At 65.7% G+C, this 22,372-nt stretch carries 30 protein-coding genes and 1 pseudogene; 20 read left to right on the forward strand and 11 right to left on the reverse strand.

Features of this window, described 5'->3' with window-relative positions; genetic code table 11:
- Nucleotides 1-233 precede the first annotated feature (233 nt).
- Nucleotides 234-665, reverse strand: coding sequence for a GFA family protein (locus tag ACS5Q1_RS36440; protein ID WP_473102816.1), 432 nt, complete (start codon nt 663-665; stop codon nt 234-236).
- 264 nt (nt 666-929) lie between these two features.
- Between ACS5Q1_RS36440 and ACS5Q1_RS36445 the strand changes: the two genes are divergently transcribed.
- The 5 genes from ACS5Q1_RS36445 to arsH are packed head-to-tail and all read left to right on the forward strand — an operon-like array spanning nt 930 to nt 3,684.
- Nucleotides 930-1,286: an ArsR/SmtB family transcription factor gene (locus tag ACS5Q1_RS36445; protein WP_473102817.1), complete on the forward strand. Its 357-nt coding sequence runs from the start codon at nt 930-932 to the stop codon at nt 1,284-1,286.
- Complete coding sequence (locus ACS5Q1_RS36450) at nt 1,279-1,821, forward strand: arsenate reductase ArsC (protein ID WP_473102818.1); 543 nt, start codon at nt 1,279-1,281, stop codon at nt 1,819-1,821. Before ACS5Q1_RS36445 ends, ACS5Q1_RS36450 begins: the two co-directional genes overlap by 8 nt.
- 9 nt (nt 1,822-1,830) lie before the next feature.
- The gene (gene arsC / locus ACS5Q1_RS36455; protein ID WP_473102819.1) at nt 1,831-2,256 is read left to right on the forward strand and encodes an arsenate reductase (glutaredoxin); all 426 of its coding nucleotides are present in this window, start codon (nt 1,831-1,833) and stop codon (nt 2,254-2,256) included.
- Nucleotides 2,253-2,957: an aquaporin gene (locus tag ACS5Q1_RS36460; protein ID WP_473102820.1), complete on the forward strand. Its 705-nt coding sequence runs from the start codon at nt 2,253-2,255 to the stop codon at nt 2,955-2,957. The genes arsC and ACS5Q1_RS36460 overlap by 4 nt, the downstream gene beginning before the upstream one ends.
- Complete coding sequence (gene arsH / locus ACS5Q1_RS36465; protein ID WP_473102846.1) at nt 2,947-3,684, forward strand: arsenical resistance protein ArsH; 738 nt, start codon at nt 2,947-2,949, stop codon at nt 3,682-3,684. The genes ACS5Q1_RS36460 and arsH overlap by 11 nt, the downstream gene beginning before the upstream one ends.
- A gap of 20 nt (nt 3,685-3,704) precedes the next feature.
- Here arsH and ACS5Q1_RS36470 read toward each other — a convergent pair whose 3' ends face one another.
- Together ACS5Q1_RS36470 and ACS5Q1_RS36475 are read right to left on the reverse strand one after the other, a co-directional pair.
- Nucleotides 3,705-4,094, reverse strand: a complete 390-nt coding sequence (locus ACS5Q1_RS36470; RefSeq protein ID WP_473102821.1) for a c-type cytochrome — start codon at nt 4,092-4,094, stop codon at nt 3,705-3,707.
- On the reverse strand, nt 4,091-5,065 hold the full coding sequence (locus ACS5Q1_RS36475; protein WP_473102822.1) for a Vgb family protein: 975 nt from the start codon (nt 5,063-5,065) through the stop codon (nt 4,091-4,093). The genes ACS5Q1_RS36470 and ACS5Q1_RS36475 overlap by 4 nt, the downstream gene beginning before the upstream one ends.
- 179 nt (nt 5,066-5,244) lie before the next feature.
- On the opposite strand from ACS5Q1_RS36475, the gene ACS5Q1_RS36480 reads away from it, so the two are divergent.
- From ACS5Q1_RS36480 to ACS5Q1_RS36500, 5 genes and pseudogenes are all read left to right on the forward strand, one after another.
- Entirely contained in the window at nt 5,245-6,042 is a 798-nt protein-coding gene (locus ACS5Q1_RS36480) for a DUF1194 domain-containing protein (protein ID WP_473102823.1), read from the forward strand.
- A 78-nt stretch (nt 6,043-6,120) separates the two neighbouring features.
- Nucleotides 6,121-6,438 (forward strand): ArsR/SmtB family transcription factor, encoded by a 318-nt coding sequence (locus ACS5Q1_RS36485; protein WP_473102824.1) that lies wholly within the window; start codon nt 6,121-6,123, stop codon nt 6,436-6,438.
- A 55-nt stretch (nt 6,439-6,493) separates the two neighbouring features.
- The gene (locus ACS5Q1_RS36490; RefSeq protein ID WP_473102825.1) at nt 6,494-6,742 is read left to right on the forward strand and encodes a YjiS-like domain-containing protein; all 249 of its coding nucleotides are present in this window, start codon (nt 6,494-6,496) and stop codon (nt 6,740-6,742) included.
- 14 nt (nt 6,743-6,756) lie between these two features.
- Entirely contained in the window at nt 6,757-8,187 is a 1,431-nt protein-coding gene (locus ACS5Q1_RS36495; RefSeq protein WP_473102826.1) for an NAD(P)-binding domain-containing protein, read from the forward strand.
- Nucleotides 8,188-8,240: 53 nt separating this feature from the next.
- Nucleotides 8,241-9,428, forward strand: a pseudogene (locus tag ACS5Q1_RS36500) (MFS transporter).
- A gap of 6 nt (nt 9,429-9,434) precedes the next feature.
- On the opposite strand, the gene ACS5Q1_RS36505 reads toward ACS5Q1_RS36500, so the two are convergent.
- Complete coding sequence (locus tag ACS5Q1_RS36505; protein ID WP_473102827.1) at nt 9,435-10,175, reverse strand: oxygen-binding di-iron domain-containing protein; 741 nt, start codon at nt 10,173-10,175, stop codon at nt 9,435-9,437.
- 145 nt (nt 10,176-10,320) lie between these two features.
- On the opposite strand from ACS5Q1_RS36505, the gene ACS5Q1_RS36510 reads away from it, so the two are divergent.
- Complete coding sequence (locus ACS5Q1_RS36510) at nt 10,321-10,899, forward strand: TetR/AcrR family transcriptional regulator (protein WP_473102828.1); 579 nt, start codon at nt 10,321-10,323, stop codon at nt 10,897-10,899.
- 318 nt (nt 10,900-11,217) lie between these two features.
- Here ACS5Q1_RS36510 and ACS5Q1_RS36515 read toward each other — a convergent pair whose 3' ends face one another.
- Complete coding sequence (locus ACS5Q1_RS36515; RefSeq protein WP_473102829.1) at nt 11,218-12,084, reverse strand: helix-turn-helix transcriptional regulator; 867 nt, start codon at nt 12,082-12,084, stop codon at nt 11,218-11,220.
- Between the two features lie 93 nt (nt 12,085-12,177).
- On the opposite strand from ACS5Q1_RS36515, the gene ACS5Q1_RS36520 reads away from it, so the two are divergent.
- Nucleotides 12,178-12,714: a peroxiredoxin-like family protein gene (locus ACS5Q1_RS36520; protein ID WP_473102847.1), complete on the forward strand. Its 537-nt coding sequence runs from the start codon at nt 12,178-12,180 to the stop codon at nt 12,712-12,714.
- A gap of 174 nt (nt 12,715-12,888) precedes the next feature.
- Here the strand turns inward: ACS5Q1_RS36520 and ACS5Q1_RS36525 are convergent, their stop codons facing one another.
- The 5 genes from ACS5Q1_RS36525 to ACS5Q1_RS36545 all read right to left on the reverse strand — a co-directional run bounded on the left by ACS5Q1_RS36525 (nt 12,889) and on the right by ACS5Q1_RS36545 (nt 15,490).
- Entirely contained in the window at nt 12,889-13,014 is a 126-nt protein-coding gene (locus tag ACS5Q1_RS36525) for a hypothetical protein (protein ID WP_473102830.1), read from the reverse strand.
- Between the two features lie 28 nt (nt 13,015-13,042).
- Nucleotides 13,043-13,762 (reverse strand): cytochrome c biogenesis CcdA family protein, encoded by a 720-nt coding sequence (locus ACS5Q1_RS36530; protein ID WP_473102832.1) that lies wholly within the window; start codon nt 13,760-13,762, stop codon nt 13,043-13,045.
- Nucleotides 13,763-13,770: 8 nt separating this feature from the next.
- A complete protein-coding gene (locus ACS5Q1_RS36535) occupies nt 13,771-14,169 on the reverse strand; it encodes a thioredoxin family protein (protein ID WP_473102834.1) in 399 nt (132 codons plus the stop codon).
- Nucleotides 14,170-14,242: 73 nt separating this feature from the next.
- Nucleotides 14,243-14,920, reverse strand: a complete 678-nt coding sequence (locus ACS5Q1_RS36540; RefSeq protein WP_473102835.1) for an NrsF family protein — start codon at nt 14,918-14,920, stop codon at nt 14,243-14,245.
- A 3-nt stretch (nt 14,921-14,923) separates the two neighbouring features.
- The gene (locus tag ACS5Q1_RS36545; RefSeq protein ID WP_473102836.1) at nt 14,924-15,490 is read right to left on the reverse strand and encodes a sigma-70 family RNA polymerase sigma factor; all 567 of its coding nucleotides are present in this window, start codon (nt 15,488-15,490) and stop codon (nt 14,924-14,926) included.
- A gap of 187 nt (nt 15,491-15,677) precedes the next feature.
- Here ACS5Q1_RS36545 and ACS5Q1_RS36550 point away from each other — a divergent pair, with 187 nt between their 5' ends.
- From ACS5Q1_RS36550 to ACS5Q1_RS36565, 4 genes are read left to right on the forward strand one after another with little or no spacing between them, the layout of a single operon-like run.
- Nucleotides 15,678-15,950, forward strand: a complete 273-nt coding sequence (locus tag ACS5Q1_RS36550; RefSeq protein ID WP_473102837.1) for a BufA1 family periplasmic bufferin-type metallophore — start codon at nt 15,678-15,680, stop codon at nt 15,948-15,950.
- Nucleotides 15,951-15,975: 25 nt separating this feature from the next.
- A complete protein-coding gene (gene bufB, locus ACS5Q1_RS36555; protein WP_473102838.1) occupies nt 15,976-16,857 on the forward strand; it encodes an MNIO family bufferin maturase in 882 nt (293 codons plus the stop codon).
- Nucleotides 16,841-17,626, forward strand: coding sequence for an HvfC/BufC family peptide modification chaperone (locus ACS5Q1_RS36560; RefSeq protein WP_473102839.1), 786 nt, complete (start codon nt 16,841-16,843; stop codon nt 17,624-17,626). Before bufB ends, ACS5Q1_RS36560 begins: the two co-directional genes overlap by 17 nt.
- Complete coding sequence (locus ACS5Q1_RS36565) at nt 17,623-18,093, forward strand: DoxX family protein (protein WP_473102840.1); 471 nt, start codon at nt 17,623-17,625, stop codon at nt 18,091-18,093. Before ACS5Q1_RS36560 ends, ACS5Q1_RS36565 begins: the two co-directional genes overlap by 4 nt.
- 346 nt (nt 18,094-18,439) lie before the next feature.
- On the opposite strand, the gene ACS5Q1_RS36570 is transcribed toward ACS5Q1_RS36565, so the two are convergent.
- Nucleotides 18,440-19,336 carry a LysR family transcriptional regulator gene (locus ACS5Q1_RS36570; protein ID WP_473102841.1) on the reverse strand — a complete coding sequence of 299 codons (897 nt, stop codon included), beginning with the start codon at nt 19,334-19,336 and terminating at the stop codon, nt 18,440-18,442.
- A 152-nt stretch (nt 19,337-19,488) separates the two neighbouring features.
- Here ACS5Q1_RS36570 and ACS5Q1_RS36575 point away from each other — a divergent pair, with 152 nt between their 5' ends.
- The 4 genes from ACS5Q1_RS36575 to ACS5Q1_RS36590 all read left to right on the forward strand — a co-directional run bounded on the left by ACS5Q1_RS36575 (nt 19,489) and on the right by ACS5Q1_RS36590 (nt 22,044).
- Nucleotides 19,489-20,235, forward strand: a complete 747-nt coding sequence (locus ACS5Q1_RS36575) for an SDR family oxidoreductase (protein ID WP_473102848.1) — start codon at nt 19,489-19,491, stop codon at nt 20,233-20,235.
- A gap of 13 nt (nt 20,236-20,248) precedes the next feature.
- Nucleotides 20,249-20,716, forward strand: a complete 468-nt coding sequence (locus tag ACS5Q1_RS36580) for a cyclophilin-like fold protein (protein ID WP_473102842.1) — start codon at nt 20,249-20,251, stop codon at nt 20,714-20,716.
- Between the two features lie 65 nt (nt 20,717-20,781).
- Nucleotides 20,782-21,225, forward strand: a complete 444-nt coding sequence (locus ACS5Q1_RS36585) for a lipocalin-like domain-containing protein (RefSeq protein WP_473102843.1) — start codon at nt 20,782-20,784, stop codon at nt 21,223-21,225.
- 54 nt (nt 21,226-21,279) lie between these two features.
- Nucleotides 21,280-22,044, forward strand: coding sequence for an SDR family NAD(P)-dependent oxidoreductase (locus tag ACS5Q1_RS36590; protein ID WP_473102844.1), 765 nt, complete (start codon nt 21,280-21,282; stop codon nt 22,042-22,044).
- Nucleotides 22,045-22,372 lie beyond the last annotated feature (328 nt).

The following is a 22,372-nucleotide window of genomic DNA, read 5'->3' on the forward strand; positions in this document are numbered from 1 at the left end:
TCGCCGACTTGCACCGCCTGGCCCGCCGCGAGTTCGGCCGCCTGCAGCAACGGCCTGAGCTCATTACCAGCTTCTTTCGGCACGCAGGTCTCTCCGTTGCAGGTCTTTAGTGAAGATCATTAGTGGTTAAAATCCAACACTTGGTCCCCGGTCTGCGATGCCCGACGCCAGTCCCAAGCAGAAGTTGGGTATGCTTTAGAGCCGTGCCAATTCCGGACGGGCGCGGCTTCAGATCAGTCGTTAGGGAATGCCTCGAACTGGGGTAAATCGTCGGTGATCTGATGCCATTTCGCCTTTGATCCGACAAAGATGTGCATCGAAGGGCGGATCGTCGGTTCGTCAATCAAGGTGCCCATGGTGACATGAACATAGGCTGCCTCACGCACGACAGAGTAGAGAAGCGAGCCGCAGGTCGCACAATGTACATCATGTGGACCTGCTTCGCTGCCAAAGATCGTGACACAATCGCTGCCGCGCGTAATTCGCAGCCGGTCTCGCTCGATGCCAGCAAAGGGCTTGAAGGCCGAACCGGTCGCGCGCCGACAGTTTGAGCAATGACAATTCATCGCATACCGGAAGCTGTCCGCCACCGCGTACTCCACAGCCCCGCACAGGCATTTGCCAGCCAATGTGCGTTCCGTGCCAGAGATTGGATCAGGTGTCATGCTGTTTCTGCCAAGGTCCGATACCCGAGGCTACAAGAGCGTTCCATCGGTATGCAATGGGTTAAATCCGGTAGTGCGAGAGGATAAGAGAACGTCCGCTTTCCATCCAGCGCGCTGGTCTAGTCGACGGTACCAAGCGTTAGACTTTAACCACTAGCGACGTGAGCTGATCACCACTGGGAAGCTTGTCCATCGGTTCGCCATGGGCATTCTCGTTGTAGCAGGCCCATTGCATTTCACTCAAATTTCTATAAGTCTCGACATATGGAATCAGAAAACGTCATTCTTGCCCTCGCGGCTTTGGCTCAATCTACGCGTCTCGACGTCTTCCGCCTGCTGGTGAAGCACGAGCCGGAGGGACTTCCGGCGGGCGACATCGCCCGAGAGCTGGCCGTCCCACACAACACGATGTCCTCGCACCTGGGCATCCTCGCCCGGGCTGGGCTCGTCCGCTCCGAGCGACGGAGCCGCTCCATCATCTACCGGGCCGATCTCGACGAACTGCGCGAGGTCGTGACCTTCCTGCTCCGGGACTGCTGCGGCGGGCACCCGGATGTGTGCGCCCCTCTGGTCGATGCGCTGACCCCCTGCTGCCCTCCGAAGGAGAAAGCTGATGGCTGATCGTCCCTACAACGTGCTGTTCCTGTGCACGGGCAACACCGCCCGATCCGTCCTGGCCGAAGGCATCCTGCGCAAGGACGGCGCCGGCCACTTCAACGCGTTCTCCGCCGGCAGCCAGCCAAAGGGTGTCATCAACCCGTCCGCCCTGAAGGTGCTCGACAGCTTCGACTACCCGACCGACGGCTTCCGCTCGAAGAGCTGGGACGAGTTCGCCCGGCCGGATGCGCCCGTCATGGACTTCATCTTCACCGTCTGCGACAGCGCCGCCGGCGAGACCTGCCCGGTCTGGCCCGGCCATCCGGCCTCGGCCCACTGGGGCATCGAGGATCCCGCGGCGATCCAGGGTCCGGACATCGAGAAGGAAAAGGCGTTCGTCCAGGCCTTCAAGTACCTGAAGAACCGCATCTCCGCCTTCCTGGCGCTGCCGATGGCGAGCCTCGACCAGATCGCCCTCACCCATCACCTACGCGAGATCGGCCGCCTGGAGGGCGCGACCCCCGCAACCGTCCTCCCCTTCGACCGCCGCCAGGCCTGAGGCTTTCCCATGGATGTCATCATCTACCACAACCCGGACTGCGGCACGTCCCGCAACACGCTGGCCATGATCCGCAATGCCGGCATCGAGCCGCATGTCATCGAGTACCTGAAGACACCGCCGACCCGGCTCCTGCTGCGGCAGCTCATCGAGCGCATGGGCGTCCCGGTCAGCGATGTCATTCGCGAGAAGGGCACGCCGTACAAGGAGCTCGGCCTCGACAACCCTGACCTGACCGACGACCAGCTCCTCGATGCCATGATGGCGCACCCGATCCTGATCAACCGCCCCATCGTCGTCACGCCCAAGGGTGTGCGCCTGTGCCGGCCGTCCGAGGCGGTCCTTGAGCTCCTGCCGCCGCAGCAAGGGGAGTTCGTCAAGGAGGACGGCGAGCGCGTGGTGGACGAGCACGGACGGCGGGTGACCAGCGCGTGACCGACACGTTTGCACCCGCACAACGTCTGGCCGCCGAGGCGCTCGGGACCGGACTGCTGGTTGCCACCGTCGTCGGCTCGGGGATCATGGCCGACAGGCTCGCCGGCGGAAACGTGGCGCTGGCGCTCCTCGGAAACACAATCCCGACCGGTGCGATCCTGGTGGTGCTGATCCTAGGCCTCGGGCCGGTCTCCGGCGCCCACTTCAACCCAGTGGTCTCGCTCGTCATGGGCCTGAACCGCGCCCTCTCCTGGCCGGACGTCGGCTCCTACACGGTGGCCCAGATCATCGGCGGCTGCCTCGGCACGCTCGTGGCTCATGGCATGTTCGACCTGCCGCTGCTCCAGTTCGCCGGAACCGCCAGGACCGGGCCGGCGCAGTGGTTTGCCGAGTTCATTGCCACCTTCGGGCTGCTGGTCACGATCCTGACGCTCGTGCGCTTCCGGATCGAGGCGATCCCCTATGCGGTCGGCCTGTACATCACGGCTGCCTATTGGTTCACCGCCTCGACCTCGTTCGCCAATCCGGCCGTGACAATTGCCCGGGCATTGACGAACACATTCGCGGGGATCGCACCCACCAACGTGCCGATGTTCATCATTGCGCAGGTCGTCGGCGCCCTTGGAGCCATGGCACTGATGCAGTGGCTGCTGAGTCCTGTACGGACCCCGTCGAAATCCGGAGCCATGGCTGGTGAGTGACCTTCCCAACGTCGACTTCTCGGTCCTGGACACTCCGGACCTCGGCAAGCTGGAGCCAAGGCGGGTGTCCACGCACCCTCCCCGCATCCTCCTGCTCTACGGCTCGTTGCGGGAACGCTCTTACAGCCGTTTCCTGACCCTCGAGGCCGAGCGCCTGCTCCGGCACTTCGGTGCCGAGACCCGCGTGTTCGATCCGCGTGGCCTGCCGCTGCCGGACGGCACCGCCAGTGACCATCCCAAGGTGCAGGAGCTGCGGGAGCTGTCTCTCTGGTCCGAGGGCCAGGTCTGGTGCAGTCCCGAGCGGCACGGCGCCATGAGCGCGGTGATGAAGGCCCAGATCGACTGGATCCCACTCTCGACCGGAGCGGTGCGGCCAACGCAAGGGCGCACGCTCGCGGTGATGCAGGTCAGTGGCGGGTCGCAGTCCTTCAATGCGGTCAACCAGATGCGGGTGCTCGGGCGCTGGATGCGGATGGTGACGATCCCGAACCAGTCCTCGGTCGCCAAGGCGTTCCAGGAGTTCGACGAGGCCGGCCGGATGAAGCCCTCCTCCTATTACGACCGGGTGGTGGACGTGATGGAGGAGTTGGTGAAGTTCACGCTGCTGACGCGCGACCGCTCCGACTATCTCACCGACCGCTACAGCGAGCGCAAGGAGGCGGCCGCAAAGGAGGCCAGGCGCCTCGCCGAGCGAGCCATGAGGCACGAGATCAAGGCAGCGGAGTAGAGCGTGATCGGCGAGTGCCCTTAAGGGCGAGGGATGGATCGCAGGTAGGCGATCAGGTCCGCGCGTTCGGCAGGATCGTCGATTCCGTGGAACTGCATGCTGGTCTTGGGAACGACGGTCTCGGGCTCTGCGGTGAACCTGTCGAGCAGCGCTTCCGACCAGACCCTTTCGCGGGCCGCGAGACCTCGCATGGCCGGCGAGTACTCGAAGCCGTCCACGCCGGCGATGGGCCTGCCGATGATGTCGGCAAGGTTCGGCCCTTGCAGGTTCGTCTCGCCCGGCCGGACCGAATGGCACGCGTAGCAGTACTGGAAGACCCGCTCGCCCCGCGCCGGATCACCCGCCATGGCGGGCGATCCCAGTTCCAGCGAGGCGGCGCAGCCGAGAAGGACGGCAGTCCGAAACCTCACTGCGTCTTCCCGGTGCGGACCACCACCAGCTTGTCGGCACCGGATTCCGGCAGCCAGACCTCCCCTGGGCGGCCGAGGATCTGGCGCACGTTCGCCCCCTCCTCCGACTTCGGCACCAGCGCGGTGAACGCCTCGGCCTTCGGGTCGAAGGCATGGATCGCGTTGGCTCCGAAGTCGGACACCCAGACGATGTCGCGCTCGTCGACATAGACCGCATAGGCGCGCGGCTTCTCGCCCGGCAGCTTCCAGGCCTTCCACTCACCTGTCTTCGGGTTATGCATGGAGAGCTGGCCCGCGTTCCACTCGGAGATCCACAGACGCCCCTGACTGTCCGACCAGACCCGCCGTGCCCCCTGGTTCGGCGTCGGCGGCTCGATCACCTTCGCCTCTCCCGTTTCGAGATCGATTCTCGCCAGGTGGCTTCCCGCCAGGGAGACGTAGTAGATCTCTCCGTCCGGCGTCGCGGTGATGCCGTAGGGACCGCGGCCCTCCGGATCCTTGAACACCTTGATGTCGCCCGTCCTTGGGTCGAGGCGGCCGTAGATGCCGTTCTGTCCCGTGAACCAATGCACGCCGTTCCGGTCGAAGGCACCCGTGTTCAGGTTGGTGTAGCCGGTGTCCTCGGGCAGCCGCCAGACCTTCACCTCCTCGGTCTTCGGGTCGAAGCGCACGATGGCGTTCTGCCCGCCGTCGGTGATCCAGGCGGCCCCATCCGGTCCCTGGATCACCCCGTGCGGAGCCGACTTCGGCCCGAGCGGGATCTCGCGGACATCTCCGGTCCTGGGATCGAGAATGCCGAGGGCACCCTTGCGCTGGGCGGTGTACCAGACCGTCCCGTCGGGTGCCGGCGCGACATCGTGCGGATGAGCGCCCTGCGGGAGATCGTAGACCTGCCGCTCGAGCGCGGATGCGGATGTGGCAACGAACGCGGCGGTCGCCGCAACGGCGAGGCGACGGAGCAGCGCGACCATGGGATCCTCCTGCTGGCGGTTCGGCGCATGGAGCCAGTTTGTGTCACGCTCCTGATGCGACAAGACAGGCCGCGATCACACCGCCGCGACCGCGTCAGGATTGCAGGGCCGGGGATCGTCTGCCCCGTACCCGGCCCTAGTTCAGGATGTACGACCTTCTGCCTGAACGGGAGCCTCGGATGACCGGCATCGCGCGCTGGCTTGCCGCCCTGCTGCTGACAGCGGGGATGGTGGTCTCGGAGGCGCGCGGCGCCCGCGCCGAGACCGAGGTCGATCTGGCCTTGGTGCTGGCCGTCGACGTCTCCCCGTCGATGGAGCCGGACGAGCAGGAGCTCCAGCGGCAGGGCTTCGTCGAGGCGTTCCGCTCGCCCGAGGTGCACGAGGCCATCCGCAGCGGCATGCTGGGGCGCATCGCGGTGACGTACGTGGAATGGGCCGGGGCCGGATACCAGGAGGTGGTCGTCCCCTGGACTGTGATCGAGCAGCCGGCTGACGGCCATGGCTTTGCGGCCCGGTTGGCCGAGAACCCCATTCAGCGCTTCGGCTACACGTCCGTCTCGGGCGCGATCGACTACAGCCTCAGGCAGCTTCGCCGGAGCGGTGTCGCCCCCGTGAGGCAGGTGATTGACATCTCGGGCGATGGGGCCAACAACCAGGGCCGCATCGTGACGGCGGCCCGGGACGAGGCCGTGGCGCAAGGCGTCACCGTCAACGGGCTGCCGATCCTGCTCAAGCGGCCCGACGGCTTCTGGGACATCGACGATCTCGAGCTCTACTTCCGCGACTGCGTCATCGGCGGGCCAGGAGCCTTCATTATCCCGGTGCGGGAGAAGGCGCACTTTGCCCAAGCCATCCGGACCAAGATCATCCGGGAGATCGCCGGTCAGCCGTGGCCGCTCGTTCAGCCGGCCCAGGCTGAGGCCCTCACTAACTGCCTGGCGGGAGAGCTCCGACGGCAGCAGCGGATGGGGAATTGACCGAAACCGGGATCGTTTAATTCGATAGTACCGGAAATAGCGATTGACATGCGGCGCGTGCTGGCCCATGGTATTTCCATGAACGTCGAACAAGCAGCCAAGCAGCTCGAGGCGCTCGGGAACCCCACCCGGCTCCAGGTCTACCGCACCCTGGTGCGGGCCGGCGAGGCCGGCCTGCCCGTCGGGCAGATCCAGGAGCGCCTCGGCATTCCGGGATCGACGCTCTCGCATCACCTCCAACGGCTCCTGCTGACCGGACTGGTGACGCAGGAGCGGCAGGCGACGACCCTGATCTGCCGGGCCAACTACCTAACGATGAATGCCCTCATCGCCTTCCTGGCCGACGAGTGCTGCGCCGACGCTGGATGCCGAGTGCAGGCGGAGAACGCCGCCTGATTTATTTTTGCCCAATGTTTCGATGATGCTGGAAATATCGAAATATGAGGTGCCGATGATTGTCCTTCTCTCCTCCCTGCTCCGGGGAGGCCGAGCCGCCACCCACCGCGAAATGCTGTCCCTGTCCCATCTCGATGATCACATCCTGCGCGACATCGGCCTGAGACGGACCGATCTCTATGCCGTCCCGGTGGAGCGGCTCCGTCCCGCGTGCTGCACGAGGGCGACGCGCCGCTGGGCCGAGTTCGTCACCCGCCTGCGCAATGCCCTCGCTCCCGCACCTGTCCCCTGCTGCCGATCCTGATCCAGGAGCCTGCCATGACCTCGCTTGATGCCCTCCCCGTTGCCGTCATCGGCGCAGGCCCCGTCGGCTTGGCTGCCGCTGCCCACCTGATCCGGCGCGGCCTACCCGTGAAGGTCTACGAGGCCGATAAGACCGTCGGGGCCAACGTCCGTGACTGGGGCCACGTCCGCCTGTTCTCCCCGTGGGAGTACAACACCGACACGGCGGCCCGCGCGCTGCTCCAGGCCCACGGCTGGCGGGAGCCTCCCGGCAGGGCCATGCCGACGGGATCGGACCTCTACGAGGCCTACCTCAAGCCCCTGGCCGCGACGCCGGAGATGGCGGCGGTGATCGAGACCAATGCCAAGGTGATGGCGATCGCCCGGCAGGGCGCCGACAAGGTGCTCAGCAAGGGACGCGAGACCAAGCCGTTCGTCCTCGCCGTCTCCAACGGCAACGGATCGATCCGGCGCGACCTGGCGCGGGCGGTGATCGACGCCTCGGGAACGTGGACGGCTCCGAATCCCCTGGGTGCGGGCGGCATCCTCGCCGAGGGCGAGGCCGAGCACGCGGATTTCATCGCCTACGGCATTCCGGACGTGCTTGGGCGTGACCGCGCTGCCTTCGAAGGCAGGACAATTCTGGTGGTTGGTGCCGGGCATTCGGCCGCGAACGTGCTCCTCGACTTGGCCCGACTGGCGGAACGGGATCCAAGGACGACCATCGTCTGGGCCACGCGCGGTGCCAACCTGATGCGGGTGTACGGCGGCGGCCGCGCCGACCAGCTCCCGGCCCGAGGCGAGCTCGGCTCCAACCTCAAGTCGCTCGTCGACAGTGGGCAGGTCACGCTGGTCTCCGGCTTCTCCGTCACGCGCGTGCGCGCCGTCGGCGGGCAGGTCGTTGTCGAGGGCGAGACGGCGGGCGGCCTCCAAGAGGTCGGCCCGGTCGACCGGATCATCGTCTGCACGGGACAGCGCCCGGACCTCGACCTGACCCGCGAGCTCCGGCTCGACCTCGACCCGTGGCTGGAGAGCTCGAAGGCGCTCGGCCCGCTGATCGACCCGAACCTGCACTCGTGCGGGTCGGTGCCGCCGCACGGCCACCGCGAGCTCGCCCATCCGGAGCCGGGCTTCTACACGGTGGGGATCAAGAGCTACGGGCGCGCCCCGACCTTCCTGATGCTGACCGGCTATGAGCAGGTCCGCTCGGTGGTGGCGGCCATCGCCGGCGACCTCGCGGCGGCAGACGACATCCACCTCGTCCTGCCGGAGACGGGCGTCTGCTCGACCAGCATCCCCGCTGACGATGCAACGGCATCCTCCGGATGCTGCGGCGGGCCTGCCCCCGCGCAGGTCGACGCCTGTTGCATCGCCGATGTCGAGGCCAAGGCCGAGGGCAAGAGCGGATGCGGATGCGGTCCTGCAAAGGCGCCGGAGAAGGTTGCTGAACCAGTTGGCTGCTGCTGAGATCAGTTGTGTCGAACGCCGCAACCGAGGCCGTGGTGGATGATCCTTCCACCCTGAAACCAAGCCCGAGGGTGGTCATCGCCACCCTCGGGATCACCCAGATCCTCGCCTGGGGATCGTCCTTCTACCTGCCTGCCGTGCTCGCGCAGCCGATCGCCGCCGACACGGGCTGGTCGTTGGCTTGGGTCGTCGGCGGGCTGTCCGTCGGCCTGCTCGCGGCCGGGCTGGTCGCACCGCGGGTCGGCCGCACCATCGATGCGAAGGGCGGCCGTCCGGTCCTCACCGCCAGTTCGATCCTCCTGGGAGCTGGACTCGGCACCCTGGCGCTCGCCCACAGCCTCCCGGTGTACATGCTGACTTGGCTGCTGATGGGCGTCGGCATGGGAGCCGGGCTCTACGATGCCGCCTTCGCGACGCTGGGTCGGCTCTACGGCAGGCAGGCCCGGGGGGCGATCACCACCCTCACCTTGTGGGGCGGCTTTGCCAGCACGGTCTGCTGGCCGCTCAGCGCCTGGCTCGTCGAGCACCTCGGCTGGCGTGGGGCCTGCGGCGTCTATGCCGCGATCCAGGTCCTCGTCTCGCTTCCCCTGCATGCCTTCGTCCTGCCCGGCATCGGCATGGTCGGTCCGGACACAAAGCCATAAGGGGGCGACCCCGGAGCCCCTGCCCCGGTCACGTTGAGCGGTGCCAAGCGCACGCGGGCCTTCCTGTTGCTTGCCACCGTTCTCACCCTTGGGGCGGTGACCGCATCCATGATCGGGGTGCACCTGCTGACGTTCCTGCAAGCCCGCGGCCTCGAGCTCGCGGCGGCCGTCGCCCTTGGGGCGCTGGTCGGGCCCTCTCAGGTCGGTGCCCGTGTGGTCGAGATGGCGTTTGGGCGCCACTATCACCCGATCTGGACCATGGTGGCTTCCGTCACCTTGGTCGCGATCGGAATGATCCTGCTCGTCATCGGCTTCCCGATCCTGGCTCTGGCGTTGGCGTTCTGTGGTGCCGGCAACGGGATCGGCTCGATTGCCAAGGGCACGCTTCCCCTCGCCCTGTTCGGCCCCCTCGGATATGCCTCGCTCATGGGCACGCTGGCGATGCCGAGCCTGCTCGCCCAGGCGCTGGCGCCGTTGGTCGGGGCGATCCTGATCGAATGGAGCGGACCGGACGCTGCGCTCGGACTGCTCTCTGGGCTGGCCTGCCTGAACCTCGGCCTCGTCGGCCTGCTGTGGATGACCGCCCGAAGGGGATGATGCCCATCAGGCCGGCATCTCGGCCATGGCGACCCGCAGGCGCTTGTCATACGCAGTAGCAAGATCGTACAGGGCCGCGACTGCATCACCGGCAAAGGAGGAGCCGTGCATCAGGGCCAGGGTGCGCGGGGACAGATCGGCTAGCCTGCGAACGGTGGGCGCGATGCTCGGGCCGAGGCTCGTGTCGTAGAAGATATCCTCGGCAGCCAGAGCGGGTCCAACGATGTCGCTCTCGGTGATCGCGGGACCGTTGCCAAGATGCGTGAAGAGATCGCCACAGAACAGCGTCCGGCTGGTCTCCTCGTAGATCACCCCGGCATCCCAGCCGTGTGGCACATGGGGCGTGTCGATGTAGCGGATCCGCTTGCCGCCGATGTCAATCACCTCGCCGTTCGCCAGAATGCGCGGCGGACGGTCGGCCATGTCGTTCAGCGACACGAGACATCCCGTCATGCCATGCGCCACCTGCGCGTTCGGGGCCACGGCCAGCCACTCGTTCATGGCGCCGCACTCATCCGCCTCGTAGTGGCCGAACGTGATCCAGCGCAGATCCTCCACCGGCATGAGCCGGGACACGGCCTCGGACACGAGCGGGAACATCCTCCGCAGGCCCGTGTGGAACAGGAGCGGCTCGGCGCCGAGCACGAGGAACTGGTTGAAGGTGAAGCCGACCGGCGGCGCGATCTCCGGCACGAAAACGGAGATCCGATAGATGCCGTCGGCGATTTCGCTGATGTTGGTTCCCATGACTTTCTCCACGCGATCATCGGGGTGGTCGCCACCGGCCGGACTGGGCGACGGTGGACAGCAGTCACATTTGAACGTACAATACTGTGCAGTGAAACTGACGGATGGTCAATCTGGCGACCCAGTGCCGTGTGCCGAGACACACATGACCCGGACCTACACCCTCAAGCGGCGCGCGGAACAGCAGGCGGAGACCCGGCGCAGGATCGTCGAGGCCGCCGTGGATCTGCACGGCAGCGTCGGTCCGGCGCTCACGACCATCAGCATGGTGGCCGAGCGGGCCGGCGTTCAGCGGCACACGCTCTACGCCCATTTTCCCGATGAGCGGAGCCTCTACCTCGCCTGCTCGGGGCTCTCATTGGAGCGCGATCCCCTGCCTGATGCCGCAGCCTGGCAAGGGATCGAAGATTCGCGCGAGCGCCTTCGGGTGGGCCTTCTTGCGGTTTATGGCTGGTACGAACGCAACGCCAATCTGGCCGCATGCGTGTTGCGTGATGCCGAATTCCATCCCTTGACGAAGGAGATCGCCGAACTGCGGTTCGGGCCATCGATGGCGGCCTATCATGAGGTGCTCGGCGAGAACCTGACCGAGAAGCCGCGCGCGGTGCTGCGGCTCGCCCTCAGCTACTTCACGTGGCGGATCCTGGAGCGCGAGAGCGGCCTCGAGAGGGACGCTGCCGTCAGGGCGATGGTCCAAGCCATCGACTGCGCCAGGGGAACCTGAAGAAGTACAATGCTGCCGCAGCAAACGCATCGATGGCCAAGCGTGGGCACCATCGCTTTGCGGTTACCATTGGACGGGACGGGCACGATCTCCGTTGACACCGCTTGTCCTGTTCAGTTTGGAAGGACAGTCCCGGGTTAAACTAGGAAGTCCCCTGCCCTTTCTGAATGTCTGCTTAGGCCAGGTTAGCTGCCCTCCGGCTCAGGTCCGCCTCGTGCCAGGAGCGGACCTTTCGGTCGAGCGCAATTGCTTGCCGTTGGAGGCCCCTAGCGGACGCAATTTCTCCAGGGATGGCACGTCCAGCGTGCCAGGACCTGCCTAGGGTGGCGGCTCAATCAGCGTAGCCGTCTCAGGCGCGGAGCTGAGGTCGTAGAGAACATTGCGCTGTCGCTCCATGGCGGCAGCGATATCCGGGGTCTCCGTACCGCTCCCTCTCAGGGAAACAGGTGAATGGCCGAAGGCCCGGGTGTACGCCCGCGAGAACGCTGCCGCGCTACCAAAGCCGACGCGCCGGGCGACGGACTTGACGCGCTCGCCGCGCTGGAGTTCACGCTGCCCAAGCGTCAGACGCCAGGCGTTGAGATAGGCGGCCGGTGTCGTGCCAACTATCTTCGGGAACAGCGTCATGAACCGGCTCCGCGACATTCCGCTGATCTCGGCGAGTTCCTCCGTGCGCCATAGGCGGGACGGCTGGTCGTGCATGGCGACCAACGCGCGATGGAGCGCCGGATGGGACAGGCCGGCGAGGAGCCCCGGTCGGGTTGACCCGACATCGATGACCTTCCGAAGAACAAGCAGGACGATGACCTCGCACAAGCGGTCCAGGGCGACCTGCCGGCCACATCGCGTATCAGAGGCCTCGGCCACAAAGGCCGTGGTAACCGCTTGCAAGGTGGGTGCCTCGCTCAGGGGAATCACGGTTCGCTCAGGCATTGCGCTCATGAGTGGGTTTGTGACACCCCCGAAGTTGATGATGGCGGCTGCCAGGACCTCGCCTTCAGGATCGAGCATCGCATTGCTGCGGGGACATAAGACGGCGCTCGTTGCGGAGCCGCCGCCTCCAACAATGACGAGATTAGCGATCGCGTCTCGCGCGCCGCTCGGAACCACCGTCACTGACAACTCAAACGCAGCGAAGAAAGCGGAGAGCCTGTCGCGCCGTCCAGTGGCAGGACTTTCGATCATGTTATTGGAACTATCCATGCTCGTGAGTGTGGCATGACGGGGATGCAGGATCAATTGCTTCCGGTCTGCCCAGTTCTCGTGAAAGGAATCCCGATGCTCATCCCCCGCCAGAAAGCGCCGGCCCTCGTTGTCGAGACGCTCGACCATGGTCAGTTCGATCTCGCAACAGAAAGCCCGGAGCGCATGACGCTCATCTGCTTCTACCGCGGCCTGCACTGCCCGATCTGCGCCAACTATCTCAAGGAATTAGACCGCCTGACCCCTGAATTTGCCACGCGCGGTGTCACGACCATCGCCATCAGCTCCGATGGACAGGAGCGTGCGCGTCAGATGGCGGACAAGATCCAGGCCAAGAACCTGCGGATCGGCTATGGCTTGGACTTGAGCGATGCCCGAAAGTGGGGGCTTTACATCTCGACGTCGCGGGGGAAGACCTCGATCGGTATCGAGGAGCCATCACTGTTCTCGGAGCCCGGCGTCTTTTTGATCAGGCCGGATCAAACGGTTTACTATCTCTCGGTGCAGTCGATGCCGTTCGTCCGGCCCAACTTCGCCGAAATGATCCAGGCCTTGGATTTCATCATCAAGAACGACTATCCAGCCAGGGGCGAGCATACCGCCGCGGTATGAGGCGTGGCGGGGCGCTGTTTCATTCGGGCACATTGCTGACGACTGAGTTGATTGGGTTCCACACCAGAGTGGCGCCCCAACCACGCAGTCCGGAAACAAAGGGTTGCAACGAGGGCGACGGCTGAAAGGAAGCGCTCAAGCGCAGCCCAAGCCGCATCACTCGGCCAATCGGTCTCACGCTGGGACGCCGCCCGGGCGCTCCACGACGTCGGCTATGCCGGCCTGCGCCAGCGGCTGGGCATCTGACAGGCGCACGCCAGGCTCGACAGGAGGCGCAGCCCGGCCTGTGACCTCCCTCATGAGGCAAACACCGCCCCGGGGTGGACGGTCAGAACCGCGTTGTCAGCTCGGTGAGCCAAGCGGGCGACGCCGCCACGAGCGCGGCCTCGATCCTCTTGTCGGCTCTGGACAGGATCAGGATGCCGATCACGACGAGGATTGCGCCGAGGGCCGTCTTGGCGCCCTTGCCGGCAGTCAGCAGTCGCTCGCGCCAACGCATCAGGGCCTCCCGCGACAGCAAGCCGAGGAGCAGGAGCGGAAGCGCCGCGCCGATGCCGAACACCACCATCGTCAGCCCGACCTGCCCGAGGTCCTGGCCCTGAGCGGCCAGGATGGAAGCCGCCCCGAGGGTCGGACCGACGCACGGGCTCCACACGGCGCCGAGCAGGAGGCCGACCCCGAACTGTCCGCCGAGGCCCGACGTCGAGAACCCGCCGAACCGCCGCTCGGTCCAATCGCTGACCGGCCCGGCGGCGACGGCCAGGCGGGTCTGGAACCGCGGCATGACGAGGGCGGCACCCACGAGAAGCAGGAGAACCGCCGCGGTAGCGCGAAACACCCCCGCATCGAGTCCGATCGAGAACTCGATCGTGGCGACGAACAGGCCGATCACCACGAACGACAGGGCCAGCCCTCCGGCAAGGGCCGCAGGCCCGAGGCGATGCTCGGACACCGCCGTTCCGAGCACGATGGGCAGGAGCGGCAGCACGCAGGGCGAGAGCGTGGAGAGAACGCCCGCGAGCAGGGCCAGGCCGAGGCTGCCGATCATGGCGGACCTCAGAGGGCCTTGTCGAGGAGGGCCTCGATCGAGTCGCGCCGGGTGTCGCCGACGGAGCGGCCGACCTCCCGCTCACCCCTGAAGGTGATGAGCGTGCTCTGCATCTGCGCCCTGAGGCTGCGCACCACGTCCTTCTGGCTGTCGAAGTCGACTTCAAACACCTGGAGGTCGCTGAACTTCGGCTGGCGCATGAGCTCGCTCAGGATCGGCTTCTGCGCCTTGCAGGTCGGGCACCAGGGGGCGGTGATCTCGACCAGGATGGGCTTGCCCGCCGTCTGGGCGGCTTCGAATGCCGCCGGCTCGAAGGGCCCCGGCTCAACGGCTTGAGCCGTCACGGCCCACCCCAGGCACGTTGCGGCGAACACCCCCACCAGAAGCATGCGTCGGTTGATGGCCATATCGTCTTGTCTCCGTTCGAATGTTGGCCCTACGCAGCTCGTCAGGGAGAGCCGCCCCGACACCACTGCCCACTCAGCCGGATGCCGACCGGCGGAGGACGGCTGCCGGTGAAGGCCAGCGCAGAACCCATCGGCCGATCCAGCCGGCCACCGCCGCCAGCGCGGCGACGCTGCCGAGATGCCAGACCAGCACCATCAGGCTGATGTCCCCGACGTGGTAGACCTGCATTCCCGCCTGCGCGAGCGCCCCGACCGCCAGCCCGGCCAGGGCCAGTGTGGCCCGCGGGAAGAGCGGCGCGCCGCGGCGAAGCATCGCCACCATCGCAACCGCAGGCACGATCCCGACCAGCGCCGCCGCCGGCAGGCAATCCCAATCGACGCGCAGCCGCAGCCCTTCCGGCCCAAGTGCGCGCCAATCCTGGAGGCACCCATAGCCGAGGCTGGCGAGCCAGATCGCGAGCGGGATCAAAGGGATCAGACAGATGATACGGCTTCTTCCCGGGACCGTGCACGCGAACGCCGCCACGGCCGCCAGGATCGCCGTCGCCAGAGCCGCAGCCTGCTCCACCTGGAACTGGGGATCGGCAAGCTGCATTCCGAGATCCGGGCGCGGCGACATCAGGATGACGATCAGCACGACGTAGGGAACCGCGATGGCCAGCCAAAAGCCCGTCCGCTTCCATGGATTGGGGAGAGGGCGGACGGGCGTGGCGTCTGCCGCAAGCTCATGGATCAGGCCGTCCGTGTCCATGCCCTAAGTCCCCGCCGCCAAGGCGCGCCGGAGAGCCCTGACGGCCCGATGCACCGCCACCTTCAGGGCACTGACGCTCATCCCGCTCACGGCGGCCGCCTCCTTCAGGCTCAACTCACGCAACTTCAGCATCTCGACGGCCTCGCGCTGGCCGGGCGGGAGCGTCCGGATCGCCTGCGCCAGCGCCTCCGGATCCCCAAACTCTCCATCCTTATTCGTCGCTTCATCGGAAAAGGTTACAGGCACCTGCTCCACCGCGACTTCATGGGCTGCACGGCGGGCATATCGCCGGGCGCCGTCGACCACGCGGTTGTGCACGATCCCGAACAGCCATGGCAGGAACGGCCGTCGCGGATCATAGGTCGCGCGCACAGCGTGCAGGGACAGGAGAACGTCCTGCACGAGATCCTCCACATCTTGCGGTGCCAGAACCCGGAACCGCCCTTGGATCCGTTGCCGCAACAGCGGCGTGAGTTCCTTGAGCAAACACCCATACGCGGCGCCATCGCCGTTCTGGGCTGCACGCATCAGGGCAGCGAGCCGAAGTTCCGTTTCCTCGTGCCGATTCATGCCTGAACCCTGTGGGACTGCCGTTCCGTTGGTGGAGGTTTCGGGCGGCTTGCTGCCCTCTCGAAGAAAAATGCCGTGGATCGATATGTAACCTTTCCGCCCGTCCCGGCGAAATCACGCTCAGGTGAGCCGAATGCGCTTGCCGTCACGGCGACCAGAGGGGTCGCTATCGAACGGAGGATTGACCATGAGCAACCGTGTCCTGATCGCCTCGGCACTGGCCGCCGCCGTCGCTGCGCCAGGGATCGCGTCCGCGCAGGCGGGCCCCGCCCCCACGCCCAGCTTCCAGGCCGAGAAGTGCTACGGCATCGCCAAGGCCGGCCAGAACGACTGTGCCTCGACCGGCAACAACTCCTGCGCCGGCACCTCGCGCGTCAATGCCGACCCGAAGGCGTGGGTCTACGTCCCGGCCGGCTACTGCGACCGGATCGTCAACGCCAGCAAGACACCGAAGGCCTGATCACGCCAAGACTGGAGGGGTGGCCATGACCATGACAACGGGAAACCGCCTTCCGGCCGGAGCCGGCGTCGGCCTCAGGCTCCCGCATCTCGCCGAGGTCGTGGCCACCCGCCCGCCGGCGGCGTGGCTGGAGATCCATCCCGAGAACTTCCTCGCCAACCCGCACGCGACCGAGCTTTTGGCCGAGATCGCGGGCCTCTATCCGATCTCGGTCCACACCGTCGGGGTGTCCATCGGCAGCGCCAAGGGGATCGACCACCACCACCTGCGACGGGTGCGCGGCCTGATCGACCTTATCGATCCGATCCTCGTCTCCGGCCATCTCGCCTGGTCGACCCATGAGGGTGAGTACCTGAACGACCTGCTGCCGCTGCCCTACGATGACGACACCCTTGCGCTGCTCGTACGCCACATCGACGAGGTGCAGGAGGCGCTCGGGTGCGCCTACCTCATCGAGAACCCGTCATCCTACGTCGCATTCGAAACGTCGACCATGACCGAGGCGGAGTTCCTGTCGGAGCTGGTGCGCCGGACCGGATGCCGGCTCCTGTGCGACGTGAGCAACGTGTACCTGAGCGCCCACAACATGGGCTACGACGCCTATGCCTATCTCGACGGCCTGCCGGCGGATGCGGTCGGCGAGCTCCACCTCGGCGGCTTCACACCGGAGGCAGATGACGGCACCCCGGGCGGGACACTGCTGATCGACACCCATGCCTCCCCGATCACCGCTCCGGTCTGGGAGCTCTATGCGTATGCCGTCCGCTGCTTCGGACCGGCGCCGACGATGATCGAGTGGGACAACGATCTGCCGCCGTTCGCGGCGCTCCTGGCGGAAGCGGCGAAGGCCGATGCCGTCGCGCGCGAGGTCTGCAAATCGGAGAACCGCCGTGCCGTCGCTGGCTGAGGTCCAGGCCCGCATCCGCGACGCCGTCGTTCTCGGGGCGCTGGCCGACGTCGCTCCGCTCCTCGTCGGCGGGCGCGATCCGGTCGCCCGCCTGGCAATCCACCGCCGTCACTACGAGGTCAGTCTCGTGGAGGCCATCCTTCGCCGTTTTCCGGCCGTGGTCTGGCTGGTGGGCGAGCCGTTCACGCGAGCCGCCGCCACAGACTTCACCCGCTGGTTCCCGCCTGGGGCCCCCTGCATCACGGAATACGCGGAAGGCTTCCCGGACTTTCTCGCGCGCCGGGCCGGCCTCGAGCATATCCCGTACGTGCGGTGGTTCGCGCGTCTTGAATGGCATCTGGGAGAGGTGGCGCTGGCCATCGACGATCCCCCGGTCGGGATCGGGGCGCTCGCCTCGTTCGAGCCGGATGCGATCCCAGACCTCGCCCTTCATGTCCAGGGCGGCCTTCGCTTTGTCGCGGCGCCGTGGCCCGTCGACGACCTGATGAGGATCTATCTCACCGAGGAGAGGCCGGATCGCCTGCTGCTTGAGGCGGCTCCGGTCTGGGTGCAGGTCCTGGGAGCACGCGGACGGTTCCGAATCGAGCGCCTCGACCCGGCGACCTTCGCCTTCCGGAGCGCCGTGGCAGGAGCCCTGCCACTTGGCGCGGCGGCCGAGCAGGCGCTGGAGCTCGATCCAACCTTCGATCCCGGCGGTGCTCTGACGGCACTCCTCGCCGATGGGCTGGCCACATCCGTCATCTATCAACACCAGGGAGAGCAGCCATGACGGCCTCTGCCCAGGACCATCCCGGTTTGTTCACGAATGTGCGAGCGTCGTTTGTCTCCGCCCGCGCCTGGCTGGAGCGATTTCCACTATCGATCCTCCAGCTCGGCCTGCGGATCGGGATCGGCGCGGTGTTCTTCAACTCCGGGCTCCTGAAGATCCGCTCCTGGGAGTTCGCCGTGAAGCTGTTCCAGGACGAGTACAAGGTCCCACTGTTGGACCCGGTCCTCGCGGCGCAGCTCACGGCCTTCGTCGAGCTCACGGTTCCGGTGTTCCTGTTCCTCGGTTTGGCGACCCGGCTCGCGACGCTGCCTCTGCTCGGGATGGTGTTCGTCATCCAAACCTTCGTCTATCCGCAGGCCTGGACCGAGCACCTGCTGTGGGCGTCGGTGCTCACTTTTCTGCTCACCCGCGGCCCGGGTGCACTGTCAATCGACCACTTGATCGAGCGCCATCTCGCGAGAGGATGACTTGCCCTGGGCAGGAAAAGGTCAGTTTGGTGGCCTCTCGCCAGTCCTTTGGCTGCCGGACAGGTCTACGGCTTCAACATCCCCGGTCGAAGGCGGCTACTAAACACTTAAAAGGTGATGAAGGTCTGTTGTAGGCCAGGGACAGTCCTAAAGCGTGGCCTTGTAAAGGTCCGCTTCACTCTGCTCTTGCGGAAATTTGGCTTAGGTCAGCCCGGTGCCAAGAGGCGACATTGCGAGTTCCTTATAGGTACCCGTCTTCACCCCTTGATGGACACCAGCATTTGCGCTCAGGCCGTTTACCGCCGGAAACCTGACGCCATGGCTGGATTCTTCGATCCAAGGCAGCCTACCTGGATCGATATCGGAAAGCCCCAACGAAAGCTGCGAACGCCGGCGATAGATGGCGGCGGCTGGGATAGTAGAGATGGTAGCCCTGGAACGTCGGAGACCAGTCGGAGACGACCTCCCGGAGTTGACCACTCTCGAGGTGTGCCTGCACCCGCTCCCTTGGCAGGTAGGCCAAGCCCACGCCGTCGAGAGCCGCATCCAGCGTGGGCTCCATGTTGTTGAAGGTCAGTTGACCCTCGACGCGCACACTGAACTCATGTGCGCCTTCCCTGAATTCCCAGGCGTACATCGAACCCGAAGTCGGGAGCCGCAGGTTGATGCAGTTGTGGTCGGTCAAGCCCTGTGGTGTTTCCGGTGCAGGATGGCGGGCAAGGTATTCGGGTGAGCCGACCACGGCATAGCGCACATCAGGGCCGATGCGAACAGCCACCATGTCACGCGCGACGGCCTCGCCAAGCCGGATGCCGGCATCGAACCGGTGCTCGACGATGTTCGTGAAGCCGTTGTCGGCGACGAGTTCCACGCTGATGTCCGGGTAGTCGCGCAGGAACTCCGACAGCCTGGGGCGAAGGACCATGTTGATGGCATCGTCGGGGCACACGATGCGGACGTGGCCCGCGGGTTTCTCGCGCAGGGCACCGATCGCGCTGATCCCGGCGGCGATGCCCTCGAAATGAGGTTCGATGCTTGCTATGAGGCGTTCTCCGGCCGCTGTGGGTGCCACGTCGCGGGTCGTGCGGGCGAGGAGACGGATGCCGAGTCGTTCCTCCAGGGCCCTGATCGTATGGCTGAGGGCCGATCGGGTCACGCCCAGCTTGGCGGCTGCCCGCGTGAAGCTGCGCTCACGGGCAACCTCAAGGAATGCCCGCATCTCACTGAACTCGTCGCGCGGCATTGGTGAACTCCATTCACTGCGACATGCTGATTATACCTTCTAGTCGGCCAAGACCCGTCTGGCTATCCAGGTCGTGACGGACGGGAGAACACGGCATGGCCATCGACCAGACACGGGATGACACTTCTTTGATGGAGAGATCAGCGACCCTCATGTCCGGAGGCATCGGGAACAAGGTCGTAGTCATCACGGGCGCCAGCAGCGGGCTCGGCGAGGCCGCGGCACGCCACCTTGCCGCCCAGGGTGCAACCGTTGTGCTGGGTGCCCGCCGGGCGGATCGCATCGAGGCTCTGGCTGCGGAGCTGACTACCTCCGGGCACAAGGCAAGGGCGGTAGTGACGGATGTGACCGACCGCGATCAGGTCAGGAATCTGGTGAATGTGGCGGTCAGCGAATTCGGCCACATCGACGTGATGCTGAACAACGCAGGCCTCATGCCGCTCGCCCCGCTCGAACGGCTCAAGGTCGACGAATGGGACCGGATGATCGACGTCAACATCAAGGGCGTGCTCTACGGTATTGCCGCCGCGCTGCCGCACATGAAGGAGCGGAGGTCCGGGCACATCATCAACGTCTCTTCCGTCTACGGGCACGTCGTCGATTCGGGTGCGACCGTCTACTGCGCCACCAAGTTCGCCGTGCGCGCCCTGTCCGAGGGCCTGCGGCGGGAGGTGAAGCCCTACGACATCCGTACCACCGTGATCTCGCCCGGCGCGGTGAGCACCGAGCTGCTCAAGCACATCAGCGAGAAGGACATCCAGGAAGGCACCAAGGACTTCGTGAGCCGGATCGCCGTCGGGGCGGATACCTTCGCCCGCATGGTCGCCTTCGCGATCAGCCAGCCGGAGGATGTCGACGTCAACGAGATCCTGTTCCGGCCGACCACTCAGCCGGTGTGAGGAGGCACAACCCATGACGACGTTGCGATATCCGAACCGCAGGGCCGTGCTCGGCGGGGCCGTGGCAGCCGCTGCCCTGCCGCTGGCGGCGCACGGGCAGAACGGACGGGATCCAGTGAGCCAAGTGCCCAGTGCCGTCAGGATCCGGATTGCGTTCAACGATCTGGCGTTGACGGCAACGCTCTACGACAATCCGACGGCACGCGATCTGGCCTCCATGCTTCCCCTGGCCCTGACCATCGAGGACTTCGGCAGCAACGAGAAGATCGTCCATCTGCCGCGCAAGCTCACCGAAGAGGGCAGCGGTCCGTTCGGGAACGAGCGGCCTGGCGACCTCTGCTACTTCAAGCCTTGGGGTAACCTGGCCCTGTTCTACGCCGATTACCGCTGGGACGGCTTGATCCGGCTCGGCCGCTTCGAGGGCAGCTTCGAGCCGCTGCGCGTGCGCGGCAAGTTCCCGGTCCGCATCGAGCGCATCTGACGATCGCCATCCCCTGAACCATCCTCCAACCAACATTTCGTTCCCACCAGCAAAAGAGGACTGACATGAAGACCTACCTCAAGTTCGCCGTCGCTGCCCTGGCCTTAGGGGCTTGCGCGCCCGCCTTCGCCCAAACCACCAAGTCTCCCCTCGTTGGCGTGTGGCGCATGACCTCGCTTCAGGTGGGCAGTGGTCCGGGAAACCTCCAGGCGATTCCCTATTCCGGCCAGATCGTGTTCTCCGAGGCCGGCACCATGTCGGTCCAAGCGATGAACCCCGATGCCAACGCGGCGCTGACGCCCTACACCGTGAACGGGTACGAGGCTTTCTACGGCACCGTGGCCATCGACGATGCCAAGAAGACCTTCGTGGTGACCGTCCAGTCCTCCCTGGTGCGCAACCTCATTGGACAGAAGATGGAGCGCGTGTTTGAGGTGTCGGGCAATCAACTGGTCCTGATGCCCGCCAATCCGGCAGAAGGCTTCCGCGTCACCTACGAGCGCCAGTAAAAGGCAAGGCCCCGTGGAGCGCGGGGCCTCTTCGCTTGGGCAGGAGCATTGACCATGGCTCGCGTGTTCGTTTCGGGTTCGTCGACCGGGCTCGGCTTACTGGCCGGGAAGGAATTACTGACCTCAGGCCATAACGTTGTTTTCCATGCCCGGAACGCGGACCGTGCCGAGGACCTCCGACGTGAGGCGCCGCAGGCCACCGCCATCGTGGTGCGCGATATCGGCACCATCGGTAGTGCCCTGGACATCGCCGAGCAGGTCAATGCGTATGGGGCCATGGACGCTGTCATTCACAATGCAGGCGTCGGGTATGGCGAGGCTCTCAAGCGAACCGCCGAGGGGCATCCGGACATCCTGGCCGTCAACGTGCTGGCCCCCTACATCCTGACGGCCGTCTTGAGCCGGCCGAAGCGTCTCGTGTATCTGAGCTCCGGCATGCATCGTACCGAGCCGCACCTTGATGACATCCTGTGGCAGACCCGGCGCTGGAACGGCTCGCTCGCCTATTCGGAGAGCAAGCTCTACGTGACTGCGTTGAGCTTCGCGATCGCTCGCCTCTGGCCCGACGTTACCGCGAATGCCGTCGACCCGGGCTGGGTGCCAACCAGGATGGGCGGACCTGGCGCACCGGACGATCTAGCCGAAGGCTGCGCGACCCAAGTGGCACTGGCCACGTCCGATGACATCAGGTTCTCCCGTCTCACGGGCCAGTATCTGCATCACATGGCGACACGGGAGCCGAGCAAGGTCACCCGGGATGTAGACTTCCAGGACAGGCTGCTGGACCTGTGCCGCAAACTCACAGGCATAGCGCTTTGAGTACGGACCGCAGAGAGCAGGCTTGGAGAAGCCGTAAGGTCCGCATCGGGTCTTGGCTGTGTAAGAACTCTTACGTGTCGCCCGCTGGAGCAATTCTATGTCTTGCGAGGCCAATTCGACCGGGGATTCCACGGCATATGGGGTTGCTGTTGTACAAATAATTCGTCGAGATCGGACCCGTTCGCGTTTTGACACAGGCTGGGTCAAAGGACTAAACCGCTACCGCGGTAGGATATGCCGGCTCTGTCGGTGTCTGGAACGATCATAGAGGTCACGTCGGGTCGTGTCCGGCCTGAGAATGGAGAGGTTTCCTCCACCCTCAGGACAG

The organism is Microvirga sp. GN3 (assembly GCF_055792825.1).

Bases quoted from the DNA above. Each gene is read 5' to 3' on its own strand.
- ACS5Q1_RS36440 (WP_473102816.1), bottom strand. From the start codon at position 665: ATGACACCTGATCCAATCTCTGGCACGGAACGCACATTGGCTGGCAAA.
- arsC (WP_473102819.1), top strand. From the start codon at position 1,831: ATGGATGTCATCATCTACCACAACCCGGACTGCGGCACGTCCCGCAAC.
- ACS5Q1_RS36510 (WP_473102828.1), top strand. From the start codon at position 10,321: ATGACCCGGACCTACACCCTCAAGCGGCGCGCGGAACAGCAGGCGGAG.
- ACS5Q1_RS36570 (WP_473102841.1), bottom strand. From the start codon at position 19,336: ATGCCGCGCGACGAGTTCAGTGAGATGCGGGCATTCCTTGAGGTTGCC.
- ACS5Q1_RS36480 (WP_473102823.1), top strand. From the start codon at position 5,245: ATGACCGGCATCGCGCGCTGGCTTGCCGCCCTGCTGCTGACAGCGGGG.
- ACS5Q1_RS36585 (WP_473102843.1), top strand. From the start codon at position 20,782: ATGAAGACCTACCTCAAGTTCGCCGTCGCTGCCCTGGCCTTAGGGGCT.
- ACS5Q1_RS36520 (WP_473102847.1), top strand. From the start codon at position 12,178: ATGCTCATCCCCCGCCAGAAAGCGCCGGCCCTCGTTGTCGAGACGCTC.
- ACS5Q1_RS36535 (WP_473102834.1), bottom strand. From the start codon at position 14,169: ATGGCCATCAACCGACGCATGCTTCTGGTGGGGGTGTTCGCCGCAACG.
- ACS5Q1_RS36485 (WP_473102824.1), top strand. From the start codon at position 6,121: ATGAACGTCGAACAAGCAGCCAAGCAGCTCGAGGCGCTCGGGAACCCC.
- ACS5Q1_RS36490 (WP_473102825.1), top strand. From the start codon at position 6,494: ATGATTGTCCTTCTCTCCTCCCTGCTCCGGGGAGGCCGAGCCGCCACC.
- ACS5Q1_RS36545 (WP_473102836.1), bottom strand. From the start codon at position 15,490: ATGAATCGGCACGAGGAAACGGAACTTCGGCTCGCTGCCCTGATGCGT.
- ACS5Q1_RS36505 (WP_473102827.1), bottom strand. From the start codon at position 10,175: ATGGGAACCAACATCAGCGAAATCGCCGACGGCATCTATCGGATCTCC.
- ACS5Q1_RS36530 (WP_473102832.1), bottom strand. From the start codon at position 13,762: ATGATCGGCAGCCTCGGCCTGGCCCTGCTCGCGGGCGTTCTCTCCACG.
- ACS5Q1_RS36515 (WP_473102829.1), bottom strand. From the start codon at position 12,084: ATGATCGAAAGTCCTGCCACTGGACGGCGCGACAGGCTCTCCGCTTTC.
- ACS5Q1_RS36565 (WP_473102840.1), top strand. From the start codon at position 17,623: ATGACGGCCTCTGCCCAGGACCATCCCGGTTTGTTCACGAATGTGCGA.
- ACS5Q1_RS36525 (WP_473102830.1), bottom strand. From the start codon at position 13,014: ATGAGGGAGGTCACAGGCCGGGCTGCGCCTCCTGTCGAGCCTGGCGTG.
- ACS5Q1_RS36475 (WP_473102822.1), bottom strand. From the start codon at position 5,065: ATGGTCGCGCTGCTCCGTCGCCTCGCCGTTGCGGCGACCGCCGCGTTC.
- ACS5Q1_RS36450 (WP_473102818.1), top strand. From the start codon at position 1,279: ATGGCTGATCGTCCCTACAACGTGCTGTTCCTGTGCACGGGCAACACC.
- ACS5Q1_RS36590 (WP_473102844.1), top strand. From the start codon at position 21,280: ATGGCTCGCGTGTTCGTTTCGGGTTCGTCGACCGGGCTCGGCTTACTG.
- ACS5Q1_RS36550 (WP_473102837.1), top strand. From the start codon at position 15,678: ATGAGCAACCGTGTCCTGATCGCCTCGGCACTGGCCGCCGCCGTCGCT.
- ACS5Q1_RS36540 (WP_473102835.1), bottom strand. From the start codon at position 14,920: ATGGACACGGACGGCCTGATCCATGAGCTTGCGGCAGACGCCACGCCC.
- bufB (WP_473102838.1), top strand. From the start codon at position 15,976: ATGACCATGACAACGGGAAACCGCCTTCCGGCCGGAGCCGGCGTCGGC.
- ACS5Q1_RS36495 (WP_473102826.1), top strand. From the start codon at position 6,757: ATGACCTCGCTTGATGCCCTCCCCGTTGCCGTCATCGGCGCAGGCCCC.
- ACS5Q1_RS36580 (WP_473102842.1), top strand. From the start codon at position 20,249: ATGACGACGTTGCGATATCCGAACCGCAGGGCCGTGCTCGGCGGGGCC.
- ACS5Q1_RS36445 (WP_473102817.1), top strand. From the start codon at position 930: ATGGAATCAGAAAACGTCATTCTTGCCCTCGCGGCTTTGGCTCAATCT.
- ACS5Q1_RS36575 (WP_473102848.1), top strand. From the start codon at position 19,489: ATGTCCGGAGGCATCGGGAACAAGGTCGTAGTCATCACGGGCGCCAGC.